Genomic DNA, 15,139 nt, shown 5'->3' on the forward strand with positions numbered 1-15,139 from the left:
TGCTTCCCTTAAAGAAAGATAACCGGAAAAGGGGCACACCGCCGGCCTCCCGGGTGGTTCCCAAGACCGACGGACGCCTGCAGGAAAAATTACTGTAAAAACTTACGGAAGGTAAACAATAACGCGGGAAAACGTGCGACATGAACGGAGAGCATCCCCCGTCGCAGCGGAAGGGGAAGTTTCTGCAACATACCTGGCTCAGCGAAGATAAAACTTCACCGGGATCTCAAGGGCCTTCATCTGTCGGGGATCCAAAGGAAAGGCAGGATAGGGGGCTCCGCGGTTTACGGCCCGTAAAGCAGCCTTGTCGAGCTGTCGATAACCTGAACTCCGGGTCACCGTCGGGGTCCCGGCCAACCGGCCATCCGGCGTCAAACGAAAGGTGACCGTGGCTACGCCCTCCTGCCGTCGCTGCTGGGCCATCTGAGGATAGCGCTTAGCGGCATCGACCCGCGCCCGGATCGCATTCAGATAACCCGCCAAAGCCGATGCGGAACCGGACCCCCGACGGCCCTGACCTGCGCCCTGCGTACCGGGACCGCTGCCGGCGCCCATCCCCCCGCTACCGCCACCCGAGGCCGTCAATGCCACCGATGTCGGTCCGGGAAGCCCGCCGGAAACCGGAACTTGCAGTTCGCCATCCGGATCGAAGCTACTTGGCGTAGGGGCATTGAAAGACTGGGAAGCAACAGCCAGTTGTGCAGGAACCGCTGCCGCCGAAGGCACCGAAGAAGACTGGGGCATTTCCGGGCCAGCCACAGGCGAAGGCGCACGAACCCCCGCAGGAACCGAGGGTGCCGCAGCACCTTCCAGGTCAACCTCGACACGATTAACCAAACGGTGAGGCTGCATCAATCCCATGCCAAGAGCCAACACCACGGCAAGATGAATGGCCAGGGAGGCGCCAAAAGCCAACCAGGTGCGACCTGCCTTCACGGGGCGCCCGCTTCCTCGAGGGTGGCAACGACAATGCGGGCCGCCCCCGCTTTTTTGGTCTGTTCCATAACGGAAACCGCTGTCTGCAGAGGCACATCGCGGTCACCACGAATCACCACAGCGGTGTCGGAAGAAAGCATACCTCGCAGTTTCTGCTCCAGACCGGATAAGTGCACTTGCTGCCCCGCCACAAACAAACGCCCATCGCGGGTAATCGCCACAGCCACCTCGTCTTTCTCCCGGGTGGTGGTACTGGCTGCGGCCGGCAGACGCACACCGATACCGTCCTCCTCGATAAAATGCGTCGTAAGCAGGAAAAAGACCAGCAAAAGAAACACGATATCGATCAGGGGAGTCAGGTTCAACCCTGTCGACTGAGAGCGAACCGGGATATCCATCACCTGGCCTCCCTGCCAGCACCGACAGCTGCCTGCGTTTTTTCGCTGCCCTTTCGGTCTTCGGGGAAAAGCACTTCGGCATCCTCGAGAGCATCGAGAAAGATACCAGTTTCCTCCTTCATGTCAGCCACCGTCGCATGGACCCTGCCTTGCAAGTAGTTGTGCGCCACCATGGCGGGAATGGCCACCCCGAGGCCGAGGGCGGTGGTCAACATGGCTTCCCAGATACCGCCGGCCAGGACCGAGGAATCGACCTTGCCGCCGAGGTTCTCGATGGCCTGAAACGCCTTGATCATACCGGCCACCGTGCCGAGCAGGCCGAGCAACGGGGAAATACTGCTGATAAGGAACAGGGTCGGCAAAAAACGCTCCATCCGCCGCACTTCCCGTGTCGCAACATGGCTGAAAGTCTTCTCCAGATCGGCGCGACTGGCCCCCCGGGCGGCATGGCCCAAGCGCGCCAGCACTTCCACCATACCAACCGCCCAGGGATGGCGCTCCTCCCTGGCAAGGGCGGACGCCTCATCGAAACAACCTTCCTGGGCGCGCTTGCGCAAACGGTGGTAAAACCGATCGTCCTTTAACCGTAAGGCCCGGAAAGCAAGTACACGTTCGATAATAATGAACACGGCCACCAGCGAACAGAGAATGATCGTAATACCGATCGGACCGGCCTTTTCCAGAAAAACAATCCAGTTTTGCATAGATTTTACTCCTTAACGCGGCCGGTCCGTAAATCGTAAATGCCATCACCGTCCAGGTCTTCCTCACGGCTCACCATGCGGCCCTTTGCCGAATAGTTCTCGCGAATTTCCGGGGTTCCGTTACCATCGGCATCGACTGTCAGGCTTACGGAACCATCCTTGCGATAGGCACGCGTCACCTCCCGGCGCCCATCGCCGTCGATATCCTCTTCCGCCCGTAATGGCTTACCGGCTTTATCGAAAGTCCAAAGACAACGAACCTTGCCGGATGGCCGCAATTCCTCGGCACGGGACAAACATCCCTGCCGGTAATATTCCTTGCGATCTACGCGTCCGTCGCGATCGGTATCGAGTACCGCTTCTGCCATCTGCCCATTGCGGTACAACCAGGTACCGCGGGGCTTGACAACCTTACTCAGCCGACCCTGCTCGTAATACCAGGTTATCTCGGCGCGCCCGTCTCTATTTTTGTCTTTCTCCACTTTGACGGTTGCCCCCCGGGGATCGAACCAGGAGGTCTGGATCGGGCCCCTGCCGCGATCCTCGACAAGACGCGCAGAGCCATCTTTTGCCCAGGTGAAATTCCGTTCCCAGACACCGTCGCCGTCCCGATCTTCCTTCCGGGAAATCCGCCGACCGGCATACCGCTCTTCGGTCTCGAATCGTTTATCGTTGTCGGTATCGAGAAGCACCCGAACCAGTTTGCCGTTACTGTCGTAATAGGCCTTTTGTCCAGGACGTTCCTGAACCCACTCTTCCGCCGAAACATACCCGGCACCGAGCAACAAGCACATTGCAACCATCAGTAAGTATCTGAGCATGCTTCCCCCATGTCCTTAACGACTACCATCAAGCCGGATGCATGCAAAGAATGGAGCCAACCGTCCAGCGCCGCAGCCGGCAGTTATAACAGGATCGTTCTTCATCAGCGACCCATTCGTCCTCGACATCCGGGCAAAAGGCCTGGCAGGAACGGGCCTCATCGGCGGCGGCGCCATACGCCTCCTGGCCATGTTTAAACTCTTTTTCGCCGCGTTTGTTGATCTGCCACATGAAAACCTCCTAAAACCTTTTCAGTTGCTGCCTCGGGGTGGTGCGCCAACGCACCCCGTCGCCATCATCCACCGGCGACACCATCAGGTAAGGGCCACCATCGATCATGACCGCTTTTGGCTTCTCGTCCACCGCAATGGTTTCTTCGTGCCCCAGCTCCTTTCCGTCCATGGTGCGCACCCCCCGGAGCGATGACTGCATGAGGATATCCCCGACCCGAGCCAGGCCGTTATCTGTGCTGATTTTCAGCCAGCCTTTCATGCGCCCGTCTTTGCCGCTCATCCGCAAACCAATGCCTGCAAGGGCACCGACCACGCCCTGTCCGGTTCCACCATGTTCGGAGAGGTGAACGTCCAACTCTGCCGCAAGGTCGTAAGCCATCCCCTTGTTGAGAACTTCTTCCTTGGCCTTGCGACCGAAAGCCATCACTGCCCCGGTGTCCGTTAGTCGATCTACCACGGCAACGCACAAACCGGGATCGGAACCGGGCGCGCTTTCCCTTTTGAGGTATTCACTGGCGTAATCGATGAGCGGCTGCAGATAATCCGGATCGATATCCGCCTCAAAACACATGGAACTGTTATGCGAGGTGTACGGTACGTCGGGATGCACCAGCAGCTGATGACGGGTTACAAACTGGCTGCTACCCCAACCGCGCTTTTCGATTTCTTCGGCGAGTTCCGTCGCCAGGTCACCGGTACCGCGGGATTCAAGGTTGTCGGTGTCATCGATACAAACCAAAATCTTCATAATTCTTCACTCCCGACAGCTCTTCGGCTGCCCCATTCCCCTGAAAAGTTGCCGAACAGACAACAAAAAAACATTCTCACCGGAGCGCAATCAACGCACCACCCCGTAAGCCCTGAGACGGCGTACGACCATCGGCACCATTAAACCGCCCAGCATGCCGAAAACAATAGCGCCTGCGGCCTCCAGTAAAGAGCGTTGCATATTCACCACCTTATCCATGCCGGCTATGGCATTGATGCCATAGGCGGTAAAAAACTTGGTCGACGCCGCAGCTGCCGCAACCAGGGCACACAGTATATAGCTGCTGAACAGCATGGGCAGAAACAGGGCGGCAACGTCAATAACCATTCCGGCGATCAGATACTTGAAAATGATAAGTGGACCGGCCTTGGCAAAGCCCAGAAACATGGCCGCGGTCCCCGCCAGCAACCCGGTAAAGCTTGCCCCGTATCGACACGGGGTGCTTCCCCTGCCCAACATCAGAAAAAACACCTTGATGATCATGGCATGACCGGAAATATGCAGGTGCAATCGCAACACCAGCCGCACCAGTACCGCAAACACGGCGCAAAAACCGAGGAACAGGGCATCTTTGAGAGGCAGACGAAAACGATCGGAAAGCCTTTCGGCTACTTGCTTCATCATGCAACGCTACTCCTACTCCCCCGGCCAGCAGGTACGCCGGGCGTAAAGTCCGAAATCCCGGGCACGGGCGGCCAGGGCGATATTCCCCGCCAGCGCCATACCCTGCACCACCGCCGGGACCACAACGCAATGTACCAGGTCAGGCCAGTTCCAGGGTTTAACCAGATCCTTCGGCAAAATCCTGGCCCCGCGCAACACCTGGCCTTCATAGATATCCCGGACTTCTTCGAGCAGATGCGGAGCGAATTTGAGGCATGTCGCCAGCACAAAAGAAACATGTCCCGGCATAATACGGTTCATGGCGCGCACCATTTTGGTCTGCGAGGTGGTCTTGGCAAACACCATGGTCGGCCAGAAGGCCAAAAAAAGCTGCCATGAAATCAGCAAGCCGTCCGTGACCCCATCCAGAGAACCGAACCGGATAATATAAAGCACCACGATGGTGGAACTCTGAAACACAAAATAACGTCCCTGCCGCCACCAGGACACGCCCTGCGGGCGGAGCAGCAAAAACACCAGGGCGTTGACGGCGGTAATGGCCCCGAGAAACGGCCAGCTGCGAGCCAGGAAAGCCAGACACGAAAGGGTCAGGGCCAACAGCATTTTTACGCCCACCGGCAACGCAAGCCCCCTGTCGGGTTTGACGGGGCCGTCGTCGCGTCGGTGTCCGCGAGCCAGGGCGGCATGCAGACGCGAAAAACTATCGCCAGCCAATGTCTCCCCCTTCGATATGCAAATGGCCATCGGCCAGGGACGGAACCTGGGCAGGATCATGGAACGTCATCACAAGGGTGATGCCCCTTTCCCTGTTCCAATTACCCAAAACCTCCATCACATCCCGCTGCCGTGCACCGTCGAGACCGGCAAAAGGATCATCCAAAAAAAGCATCTCCGGCGCGGGAGCCAACACCGAAGCGATAGCCACAAGATGCTTTTGCCCGTAACTGAGCTTATGGGGCGAATCGTCGATGAGATGGTCAATACCGCACAAACGCAGGGTTTCTTCGATACGGGCAGCGCGTTCTTCAGAAGGCCAGCCCAGTCTTTTCAGAGGGAAGGCAATCTCTTCGCGCACGGTGTTTTCAAAGATCTGCTTATGGGGATTCTGGAACAGGCATCCGAGTCGGCGGCGTAAAAGGCGGGGGTCAGGTTCGGCGTCGAAGACCTTTATGTTGCCGCTGCCCGGCTTGAGAAACCCGGCCAGCACCCTCAGCAGGGTGGTCTTGCCCGTTCCGTTCATGCCCGTCACGGCGACACATTGTCCACGTCGGATATCGAAGGAAACATTATCCCAGACGGGCACATCCCCATGCCCCATAAAGGACAGGTCCCTGACTTCCAGCAAAACCGGCGCCACGGAAAAATTCGCAGTGCCCTGATCGCCACATGTCTCCAAAGGCTCTCCCTGCGCCTGCCAACGGCCGGAAGAGAGTCTGCCTTCACCGTCGATTTGCCAGAAACGATCCACCAGATCCAGCAACGGCCCGGGATGGTGTTCGCATAACACCACAGCGACCCCCTTGGCCTTCAAGTCCGACAGAACCCGACACAGAGCCGCCAACCCTTCGGGATCGAGTTGTGCCGCCGGTTCATCGAGGATCAATAATTGCGGTTCCATAACCAGCAACGCGGCAACCAGCAAACGGTATTTCTGCCCCATGGACAGTCTGGAAACAGGATAATCGAGGGGTTTGCGAAGATCGACCAGGGAGAGAGCGGCTTCGACCCGGGCCGGCATAAGCTCCGGCTCAACGCAGAGGTTTTCAAGACCGAAAGCCACCTCGGCGCCAACGGTGGTAGCCAGAAGCTGGGTTTCGGGGTTTTGCAGAACCAGGCCGACACGAAAATCACCGGTTTCAGATTCTCCGGAACAGACAATCTCCCCGCGACACCCTTCGCTGTCCAACAACCCTTTCAATGCCAGCGCCAACGTGGTCTTGCCGGAACCGGTCGGCCCCGTCAGGCAATAACAGCAGCCGGCCTCGATCTGCAGGTCGATATCCTGCAAAACGGCTGTTTTTGTATCCGGATAAAAGTACGAAAAGTTCTTCAGCTGCAACAGGATATCCATCCTTTTTCATCCAGCCTGCAGGCGCAAGGCCATGTGCCTGGCATAACAGCAATCCGACATCTACGGAAAAACCACCGATACGTTGTTAATCGCGGAATATAGCGAACCTGGGAAACGAAGTCAAATAGTTCGCTATACGTCAGATTTACAGTTTAACGGACCTAAGGTGAACGCGTTAATCCACCCCCCCCACCTTGGATGCGCCAATCACCTGCCGCCCCCCCCCTATCCATGAATAAGCATAAAAGAGAATCCAGGCATCCTGCCCGTAAGTTACAAAAAGACGGCCGGCACCCACGAAGGTACCGGCCGATTTTCATCTAAAGGCAATGTCACGCGTAACGCAACCCATCAACTCAGAATTTCCAGGTCGCGCCGCCGTAAATGGTACGACCGGCCAGGGGGAATCCATAGCTCTGCTCATAATCCTCGTCGAACAGGTTATCGACGCCCACGTAAAGATCGATAGCACCGTTAGCCGCCGACTTGTTAAGCTTTAAGTCGACAAGGAAAGTACTCGGCAACCGGTCCTGCTGGGTACCGTCACTGCTGTAATAGTAATTATCGGTGATGTATTGAGCACCCGCATAAGCGGTCAGGCCCCAGGGCAGGGTATAGGTGGATTCGAGAGTAACCTTGTGCTCAGGCCGGTTCTGCAGCTCATCCCGGTCGCTATCGTCAGATTTATCCTCGGTGTGCATGTAGGTATAGCTGGCGCGCAGAAACAGGCTATCGAAATACCGGTTCTCCGCCGCGACTTCCACACCGTAAAACTCGTACTCCTCGTAGTTCTCACGAACATCGTCTTCATTTTTCTCGATGTAATCTTCGATATCGATATAGAAACCCGTCACCGAAAGCATAGTGCTGGCCGGAAGCATCTGCTCGATACCCATTTCGTAATGCCAGGAGATCTCAGCCGACAAATCTTCGTTAATTTTGCCATCATCGGTATCGTAAAGATCGCGAATGGTGGGAAACCGCACCTTGCGAGAATGAGAAGCCTTCAGACGGGTGCCCTCAAACAGATCGTAGGTCAGACCGACAAGATAGGAAAAATCCTCTTCGTTGTCGTTTTCGCGATCCTGCCAATGGGCGCCCGCACCGACAACCACGCCGAGTTTATTCAGCGGAGTGACTTCATATTCGAGACTGGCCGAATAAAGTTGGAAATCCCCATCAGATTTTACACCGTCGTCATCAACCGCCTCATAATCGTCATTCTCCGCCATCACCCCAAGGGTCACGTGGCCGTAATTCTTCAGATCATACGCCAATTGCAGGTTGGCGCCGGAGATTTCGGTTTCGGAATCAAGCTGTGATTTGATCTCATCGTAGTCCGAGTTCTTGTACTGGGTTTCCTCCACGTCCAGCGTGTTGAAATAAGCCCATCCTTTGACACTCAACGGCCCGGCAAAATCGTGACTGGCAGCCAGCTGCACATTGAATTCCTCGTCCTCCTGCCGCTCGTATTTTATTTTTTTGGCAAAAGGATCATATCCCGATTTCTTTTTATCGCCTTCAAGGGCGATCGGCGGCTTACCCCTCTTGCCATTCAAATAGCTGAAGGTCAAACCAAGCAAAGTGGCATCCGTCGGCTGATAGCCGAGGTTTACAAACAAGTTGTCCCGCTCGCGGTCGCTGTTTTCCCGGTCGCCTCCGTCTTCGTATTTTTCCTCACCATAATGGTTGGAAAGACGATAGGCATCGCGTTCGTAAATACTGCCGCTGATAAACAGGTCATATTTATCCGTGCCGTAAGCTCCGGTGGCACGCAGCAAAGTCGCATCGACTTCGGCCAACTCGGCACCAACAGAACCGTGCACCCCCTTGGTGGCTTTTTTGGTCACGATGTTGATAACCCCGGCATTGCCGCCCGACCCATAGAGTTCGGAGCCGCCGCCTGTAGTGACGGTAATCTCGGCGATATTTTCAACGGAAATCAACGCCGGATCGAACTGACCGTCGTAGGTACTGTTGAAGGGAGTACCATTGAGCAGCAACTTGACATGACGGGTACGGAAGCCGCGGATATCGATACGCGGCGCACCATCGGCGGCAGTACGGACATGTACGCCGGGCAGCATGTCGATGGCCTCGTCGAGACTACGCACTCCGCGTTTCTCGATCTCTTCTGCCGTTACCTTGTGGGTCGTACCGACCGATTCGACTATCGACTCCTCACCGGCCACCACGACCTCGCCGAGGCGATAAACGCCGTCGTCGGTTGTGGCCGCGTACGAACTTGCCGCGCCACCGACCATCATGGCCCCGATCAGGATCGTGACCAATTGCGCTTTCATTAGTTTCATTTCCGAGTCCCTCCATCTCAAACAAGAATTAACTACAACCAACAAAGCCGCCGAAAAAATTGCGGCTAACCCCTTTGAAAATAGCATTTTTATCATTTAATCGTTATCATCGCCGCAATATAGCGAAGCTGTTGCAGCGTTGTCAACTCGTTTACCCAACGCATCATGATAAATTGCCCATTGTCTTGACTTTATTACAACCTGTTTGACAAAAATCCCCAAATCTACTTTTAACTTTTGAAAGCAGGGAACGGGTGGCCTATAATAAGGCCCGCAGCGTCAGCCCGTTACACTTCAGCACTCCACCACGCAAGGAACGCATTGTGACCAAAAGGATTTTTGTTGCCGCGACCGGGCAGGAATGCGGTAAAACCACCACCAGCATCTCCCTGCTGCATATGGCACGCAAAAAATATCAACGCGTCGGCTTCATCAAACCGTTGGGCCCCAAGCCAACCCTTCACAAGGGCCGCTGGGTCGACCTGGATGCGGCGCTTATCGCCGAAATTTTCGATCTCGAAGACGATCTCGATCTGATGTCGCCGGTGGTGTTGCAACCCGAATCGACCCGCCAGTTGCTGGACGGCAAAATATCCGCCGAAGCACTGAGGAGCAAAATCGTTGCGGCGGCGGAAGAGCTTTCCAGACGCTGCGATTTTCTGGTCATCGAGGGCGCCGGGCATGTCGGTGTCGGCTCTGTTGCAGGGCTCAGCAATCCGGATATGGCGTATTTACTCGACGCCCCCATGCTGATGGTCACCGATGCCGGTATCGGCAGAGTCATCGACAACGTGCACCTGAACCATGCTTTGTGCCAGCAGAAACAGGCGGATCTGCGCCTGGTTCTGGTCAACAAGTTATTACCCTCCAAACGGGAAAATACCCTAAAATATCTGAATATCGCCTTCGACGGCATGCCGTTCGACATCATGGGGGGATTCAATTATTCGCCGATCCTCGCCGACCCGACCGTCAAGCACGTCGCCAGCTTGCTGAATGTCTTACTCAAAGGCGACCTGGACGCCCAGCAGCACATCATCCACCATGTCCATCTCGGTGCGGCCTCGACGCAGCGCGTTGCCGATCTACTGGAAGAATCGACCCTTATCATCGTCACCAGCACCCGCAACGAATTGCTGGTAACCCTCGCATCCCTGTACAACATTCCGGAATACCACTCCAAAATCGCCGGACTGGTTATCCCCGGACTGTATCCCATATCCAAAGTCACCCAGCAGATTCTCGACCGCAGCAACATCCCTTACATGCGCGCGGAAGACCTCAGCAGCGCCGAGGTCTTCTCCGCCATTGCCAACGACACCACCAAAATTCACCCCGAGGACAGGGAAAAAATCAGTCTGTTGCAAAAGCTCGCCGAAACGGCTATCGACTTCGACGCCATCGACAGCTTATTCTGAGAATTGTCGCCAAATCGAGCAACGCCTGTCATTCATTAGACGTTGGAGTAATTTTATGTTTTTTGTGACAATGCGCCGTTTCATGGTTGGAATAACCCTGCTGATCCTGGCAAGCACACCGGCACTGGCCAACGACCAACTACAATCCACAACCAAAGGGCCCGCCGAGCCCGGTATCGTGCGTGCCTGCGTTATCGGCGGCATGACCATGACCGGCCTGTGGAACGAAATCGTGCAACGCTTCGAGGCCGAGCATCCTTACAAGGTGAAATTGGTCGCCACAGGGGCCCGGCCGAAGATATCCCCCGCTTTTCGCCGCGGCGAGGCCGATTTTCTGGTCATGCATTCCGGGGACATCACCACGGACCTGGTGGCAGACGGTTACGGCATCAACATGCGCGCCTGCGCCCGCAACGACCTCGTATTGCTCGGGCCGGCTTCCGATCCGGCCGGCATCCGGGGGTTCAAGGACGGCGCCAAAGCGCTCCAGCGCATCGCCGAAACAAAAAGTACCTTTCTCGACGTGAACAGCAACGGCCCCCGGGAAATCGGTCACACCCTCTGGAAAAGGGCCGGCATCCGCCCAAAGGGCGACTGGTTCATCCAGGACGAAGCGCTCCGGTCTGACGATATTCCTTTATATGCCGACAAAAAAAACGCTTATTTCATCTTTGGCCGCATGCCTATTACCCAAGACAAACACCCCAGTGGCAAGGTTGTGATCCTGGTTGACCAGGACCCTACCATGCGCCGGCCTTATGTGTTTATGGAGGCCAACCCTGCCCGATCGCCCCATGTCAATCAGGCGGGAGCAAAGGCCCTGGGCGATTTCATATTATCGGAGCGAATCCAGACCTTCATGGCCGGTTACGGCAAGGAGCAAAACGGCGGGGTTCCGTTTTTCTACCCGGTCTGGCCTGTCGGTCCCGCCATGCACCCCGGCCAATGACAAACCATCACCGGGCGGCGACGCGCCGCCCGGTAGTTCGATCCCAGCAGTCAAACACCTGTCAAGCCCCTATCTTCAACCACTTTCCGCTTTGATTTTCCCTGCTGAATTGTTATCTTTCTAGACCCGCACCAACACTCATAACTCCGGATCGCTAAAAAATTATGAACCCCAGCGAACTACATAAGCTGCTTAGCGCTATCCGTTCCGGCCAAGTGTCGGTGGAAGAGGGTCTGTCGCGCCTGGCCACCTTGCCTTTCGAGGATGTCGGCGAAGCACTGATCGACCACCACCGGGGCCTGCGGCAGGGCGCTCCCGAGGTGATTTTCGGCCAGGGCAAAACGTCCGAGCAGATTCTGCGCATAGCCGAGGGCCTGCTGAACGGCAACAACAACGTACTTGTAACCCGCCTCGATGCCGACAAGGCCGCCCCACTTGTAGAACGCTGGCCGGAAGCCGCATACGACCCCCTGGGCCGCACCCTGACCATTGTCCGGCATGCTGTTGCGACAACCGGCCGCGGCCCGATCCTGGTGATCTGCGCCGGCACGTCCGACCTGCCGGTAGCACGGGAAGCCTCCACGGCGGCACGCATGCTGGGCAACCGCGTTGAGGAACTGGCCGATGTCGGCGTCGCCGGCCTCCACCGTCTGCTGGCGCATCTCGATCAGCTGCGCCGTGCCTCGGTCATCATTGCAGTCGCCGGCATGGAAGGGGCGCTGCCCTCCGTCATCGGAGGCCTGGTGGCGGCCCCGGTCATCGCCGTGCCCACCTCTGTCGGCTACGGCGCGTCCCTGGGCGGCGTAGCGGCGCTGCTCGGCATGCTCAATTCCTGTGCCAGCGGCGTCACGGTGGTCAATATCGACAACGGCTTCGGCGCAGCCTGCGCCGCCGCCCGCATCAACCGACAGGAGCAGCCATGAGCTTGTTGTTTCTGGATACCTTCGCAGGCATTTCCGGCGACATGTTTCTCGGCCTGCTGGTCGATCTGGGCGTTCCGCTACCCTCTATTCAAGAGGGATTGGACAGGCTGCCGGTGACGGGCTACCAACTGCACCAGCAGCGCACCGAGCGCCAGCACGTGGCCGCGTGCAAAATCATTGTTGAACACGAGGAACAACACCATCACCGCACCTGGCGAGACATCGACCGCATGCTGGCCGAAAGTTCCCTTAAACCAACCGTGGTCGATCTTGCCCGCCGTATCTTTCGCCGCATCGGCGAAGCTGAGGCGAAAATCCACGGCCGCGCCCTGGACGAAGTGCATTTCCATGAAGTCGGCGCCATCGACTCCATTGTCGATATCGTCGGCGCCGCCGTCGGCCTCGACTACCTGCATCCCGACCGGATCGTTTGCGCCCCCCTGCCCCTGACCCGCGGCACCGTGCACTGTGCGCACGGCAGTTTTCCGCTGCCGGCTCCGGCCACCCTGGAAATCTTGCGTGGACTGCCCACCGTCGGCGATACAGCCGAAGTGGAACTGGTCACCCCGACCGGCGCGGCCATTGCCGCCGAAACCGCCGAGTTCGGCGACCTGCCCGCCATGACCCTGGAACGCGTCGGTTATGGCGCCGGTGACCGCCAGCTCAGCGACCGCCCCAATCTGCTGCGCGGCCTGTTGGGAACAGCCGACGATCCCTGGGAAGGCGAAACGGACCGCATCACCATTCTGGAGTGCCACCTTGACGATGCCAATCCGGAGTGGCTCGGCGCACTGATGGAACATTTGCTCGAAGAAGGGGCACTGGACGTCGCCTTCGCCCCTTTGCAGATGAAGAAGAACCGGCCCGGTGTACACCTGACGGTACTGGCACCGCAGGATAAAACGGTTGCTCTCGCCCGCCGCATTCTGCGCGAGAGCACGGCCGGCGGCCTGCGCTACCAGGAAGCCACCCGGTTCAAACTGCGCCGCCAGATCGAGCGTCTGACCACGCCTCTAGGCGAGGTACACATCAAGCTTTTTTACGAGGGCGACAAACTGTTACGGCTGGCTCCCGAATTCGACAGCTGCCAGAAACTGGCACAAAGCAGCGGGCTGCCACTACCCGAGATCTACCGTCTGGCGGAACAGACCGCCTACGACTTTTTCCGCAAGAAAGGTTGAGCCATGCGCCGATTCCTTCTGTTTTTATCCAGTAACGCCGGACTGGGCTATGCGCCCGTGGCCTCCGGCACCTTCGGCACGCTGGCCGGCATACTGGCATTCTACCTGTTGGCACCACTGCCCGCGGGGCTGTACCTTACCACATGGACGGCCCTGCTGTTTCTGTCGTTCTGGATCTGCGATGCGGCAGGCAACATCTACGGAGTGGCGGATGACGGGCGCATTGTCCTGGACGAACTGGTCGGCTACCTCGTGACGGTCGCTCTGCTGCCCTTTACCTGGCAGAACGCCCTGCTCGGCTTCGCTTTTTTCCGGTTGTTCGACATCTTCAAATTACCACCGGCACATCAGTTCGACCGCCACCTGAAAAACGGCATCGGCGTGGTGATGGACGATGTGGTGGCCGGCCTTTACGGCGCTGCAGCCCTACGGCTGACCCTTTACTGGCTGGGATAGACGGTCACGGAGAAACTTAATTCGGGATAAATGGATCCATAGCATCCGATTGGCCCACGGATCCTTTGGTGGCGCAAGCCTCCCCCTGCAGGAGAAAAAAACATGAGTCTGAATATCGCGATACTGACCACCGGTGACGAGTTGGTCAACGGAGAGATGTCCGACACCAATACTGCCCGCATTGCCCAGCTGCTTGGATCCTGGGGTTATATTGTCAGGGAATCCCGCGCCATAGGCGACGACGAGGTCGAAATCGAAACCGCCCTGAAAGATATGTCAGGCCGGCGCGATGTCATCATCAGCACCGGCGGCCTCGGCCCCACAGACGATGACCTGACGGCCCGAATCGCCGCCCGGGCCTTCGGCCGCCGCCTGGTGCTCAACGAGGAAGCGCTGGCACAGATTCGCCGGTTTTTCGCCGAAAAGAACAAGGAGATGCATCCGCGTAACGAAAAGCAGGCGCTGTTGCCGCAAAAGACCGTGATTCTGCCCAATCGCCTCGGCACCGCCCCCGGTTTTCACCTGTGCCACGAACAGTGCGACATGTTTTTCCTACCCGGCGTACCCCGGGAAATGGTGGACATGCTTAAAGAACAGGTCCTGCCGCGCCTGCATGAGCGCAGCGGCGGCCAGGCCCCGCGGCAGGAGCGCATTCTTAAGGTTTTCGGTTTGTCGGAACCCAAAGTCGAAGAACATTTCAGCCAGGCCCCCCTGCCCGAGGGCGTGGAACTGGCTTTCGGCGTCGAGTTTCCCTTTGTTTACGTCAAGCTGCGCGCTTGCGGCGACCAGGCCGGAGCGCTGCTCGATCGGGCCGAAATGCACACCCGCAAAGTGCTGCAACCGTTTGTCTTCGCCGTTGGCCAGGAGACCCTGGCCGGCAATGTCGCCCGCATGCTGACCGATACCGGCCTGACCCTGGCTCTGGCTGAATCCTGCACCGGCGGCATGATCTCGCAGATGTTGACCGACATTCCCGGCGCGTCCCGGTTTCTGGAGCGAGGCGGAGTGACCTATTCCAACGCGGCCAAGCAGGATTGGCTGCAGGTCTCCGAGGATATCCTGAATCAGGAAGGTGCCGTCAGCAAAGCCTGCGCCCAGGCCATGGCACAGGGTATCCGCCAGGCCGCGGGCACCGATCTGGGACTGGCCATCACCGGCATCGCGGGTCCCGACGGCGGCACACCGGACAAACCGGTCGGCACGGTTTTCCTGGCGTTGAGCACGACCGGGGAAGAACGCGTCCAGGGTTACCGTTTCAGCGGTGATCGCGAGCAGATCCGGCACATATCCGCCTGCATGGCCCTGGAATGGCTGCGCCGTTATCTGGGCAATCTCTACTGATC

General features: G+C 57.7%; 16 protein-coding genes. 6 read left to right on the forward strand and 10 right to left on the reverse strand.

Translation table 11 applies throughout. The features are described 5' to 3' along the window. Positions 1-198: 198 nt before the first annotated feature. From PCAR_RS13065 to PCAR_RS13110, 10 genes are all read right to left on the reverse strand, one after another. On the reverse strand, positions 199-936 hold the full coding sequence (locus PCAR_RS13065; RefSeq protein ID WP_011342153.1) for an energy transducer TonB: 738 nt from the start codon (positions 934-936) through the stop codon (positions 199-201). Continuing rightward, the gene (locus tag PCAR_RS13070) at positions 933-1,334 is read right to left on the reverse strand and encodes an ExbD/TolR family protein (RefSeq protein ID WP_011342154.1); all 402 of its coding nucleotides are present in this window, start codon (positions 1,332-1,334) and stop codon (positions 933-935) included. Before PCAR_RS13070 ends, PCAR_RS13065 begins: the two co-directional genes overlap by 4 nt. Continuing rightward, complete coding sequence (locus tag PCAR_RS13075; RefSeq protein WP_011342155.1) at positions 1,334-2,038, reverse strand: MotA/TolQ/ExbB proton channel family protein; 705 nt, start codon at positions 2,036-2,038, stop codon at positions 1,334-1,336. Before PCAR_RS13075 ends, PCAR_RS13070 begins: the two co-directional genes overlap by 1 nt. Positions 2,039-2,043: 5 nt before the next feature. Then, positions 2,044-2,859 carry a hypothetical protein gene (locus PCAR_RS18005; protein WP_011342156.1) on the reverse strand — a complete coding sequence of 272 codons (816 nt, stop codon included), beginning with the start codon at positions 2,857-2,859 and terminating at the stop codon, positions 2,044-2,046. A 28-nt stretch (positions 2,860-2,887) separates the two neighbouring features. After that, positions 2,888-3,091, reverse strand: coding sequence for a hypothetical protein (locus PCAR_RS13085; RefSeq protein WP_011342157.1), 204 nt, complete (start codon positions 3,089-3,091; stop codon positions 2,888-2,890). Between the two features lie 9 nt (positions 3,092-3,100). Further along, entirely contained in the window at positions 3,101-3,841 is a 741-nt protein-coding gene (locus PCAR_RS13090; RefSeq protein ID WP_011342158.1) for a hypothetical protein, read from the reverse strand. Between the two features lie 90 nt (positions 3,842-3,931). Beyond that, positions 3,932-4,486, reverse strand: a complete 555-nt coding sequence (locus PCAR_RS13095; protein ID WP_011342159.1) for a hypothetical protein — start codon at positions 4,484-4,486, stop codon at positions 3,932-3,934. A gap of 12 nt (positions 4,487-4,498) precedes the next feature. Beyond that, positions 4,499-5,200 (reverse strand): energy-coupling factor transporter transmembrane component T family protein, encoded by a 702-nt coding sequence (locus tag PCAR_RS18010; RefSeq protein ID WP_011342160.1) that lies wholly within the window; start codon positions 5,198-5,200, stop codon positions 4,499-4,501. After that, on the reverse strand, positions 5,187-6,557 hold the full coding sequence (locus PCAR_RS13105; RefSeq protein ID WP_011342161.1) for an ABC transporter ATP-binding protein: 1,371 nt from the start codon (positions 6,555-6,557) through the stop codon (positions 5,187-5,189). Before PCAR_RS13105 ends, PCAR_RS18010 begins: the two co-directional genes overlap by 14 nt. A gap of 356 nt (positions 6,558-6,913) precedes the next feature. Next, positions 6,914-8,869, reverse strand: coding sequence for a TonB-dependent receptor plug domain-containing protein (locus tag PCAR_RS13110; RefSeq protein ID WP_011342162.1), 1,956 nt, complete (start codon positions 8,867-8,869; stop codon positions 6,914-6,916). Between the two features lie 323 nt (positions 8,870-9,192). Here PCAR_RS13110 and PCAR_RS13115 point away from each other — a divergent pair, with 323 nt between their 5' ends. The 6 genes from PCAR_RS13115 (at position 9,193) to PCAR_RS13140 (ending at position 15,137) form a co-directional block, all read left to right on the forward strand. Then, positions 9,193-10,287: an AAA family ATPase gene (locus PCAR_RS13115; RefSeq protein WP_011342163.1), complete on the forward strand. Its 1,095-nt coding sequence runs from the start codon at positions 9,193-9,195 to the stop codon at positions 10,285-10,287. A 55-nt stretch (positions 10,288-10,342) separates the two neighbouring features. Next, the gene (locus tag PCAR_RS13120) at positions 10,343-11,236 is read left to right on the forward strand and encodes a substrate-binding domain-containing protein (RefSeq protein WP_011342164.1); all 894 of its coding nucleotides are present in this window, start codon (positions 10,343-10,345) and stop codon (positions 11,234-11,236) included. A 164-nt stretch (positions 11,237-11,400) separates the two neighbouring features. Then, positions 11,401-12,159: a nickel pincer cofactor biosynthesis protein LarB gene (gene larB, locus PCAR_RS13125; RefSeq protein ID WP_011342165.1), complete on the forward strand. Its 759-nt coding sequence runs from the start codon at positions 11,401-11,403 to the stop codon at positions 12,157-12,159. Next, positions 12,156-13,340, forward strand: a complete 1,185-nt coding sequence (larC, locus tag PCAR_RS13130) for a nickel pincer cofactor biosynthesis protein LarC (RefSeq protein ID WP_011342166.1) — start codon at positions 12,156-12,158, stop codon at positions 13,338-13,340. Before larB ends, larC begins: the two co-directional genes overlap by 4 nt. A 3-nt stretch (positions 13,341-13,343) precedes the next feature. Next, positions 13,344-13,796 (forward strand): phosphatidylglycerophosphatase A family protein, encoded by a 453-nt coding sequence (locus PCAR_RS13135; protein ID WP_011342167.1) that lies wholly within the window; start codon positions 13,344-13,346, stop codon positions 13,794-13,796. 102 nt (positions 13,797-13,898) lie between these two features. Then, positions 13,899-15,137 (forward strand): competence/damage-inducible protein A, encoded by a 1,239-nt coding sequence (locus tag PCAR_RS13140; RefSeq protein WP_011342168.1) that lies wholly within the window; start codon positions 13,899-13,901, stop codon positions 15,135-15,137. Positions 15,138-15,139 lie beyond the last annotated feature (2 nt).

Source organism: Syntrophotalea carbinolica DSM 2380 (genome assembly GCF_000012885.1).
Lineage (GTDB): Bacteria > Desulfobacterota > Desulfuromonadia > Desulfuromonadales > Syntrophotaleaceae > Syntrophotalea > Syntrophotalea carbinolica.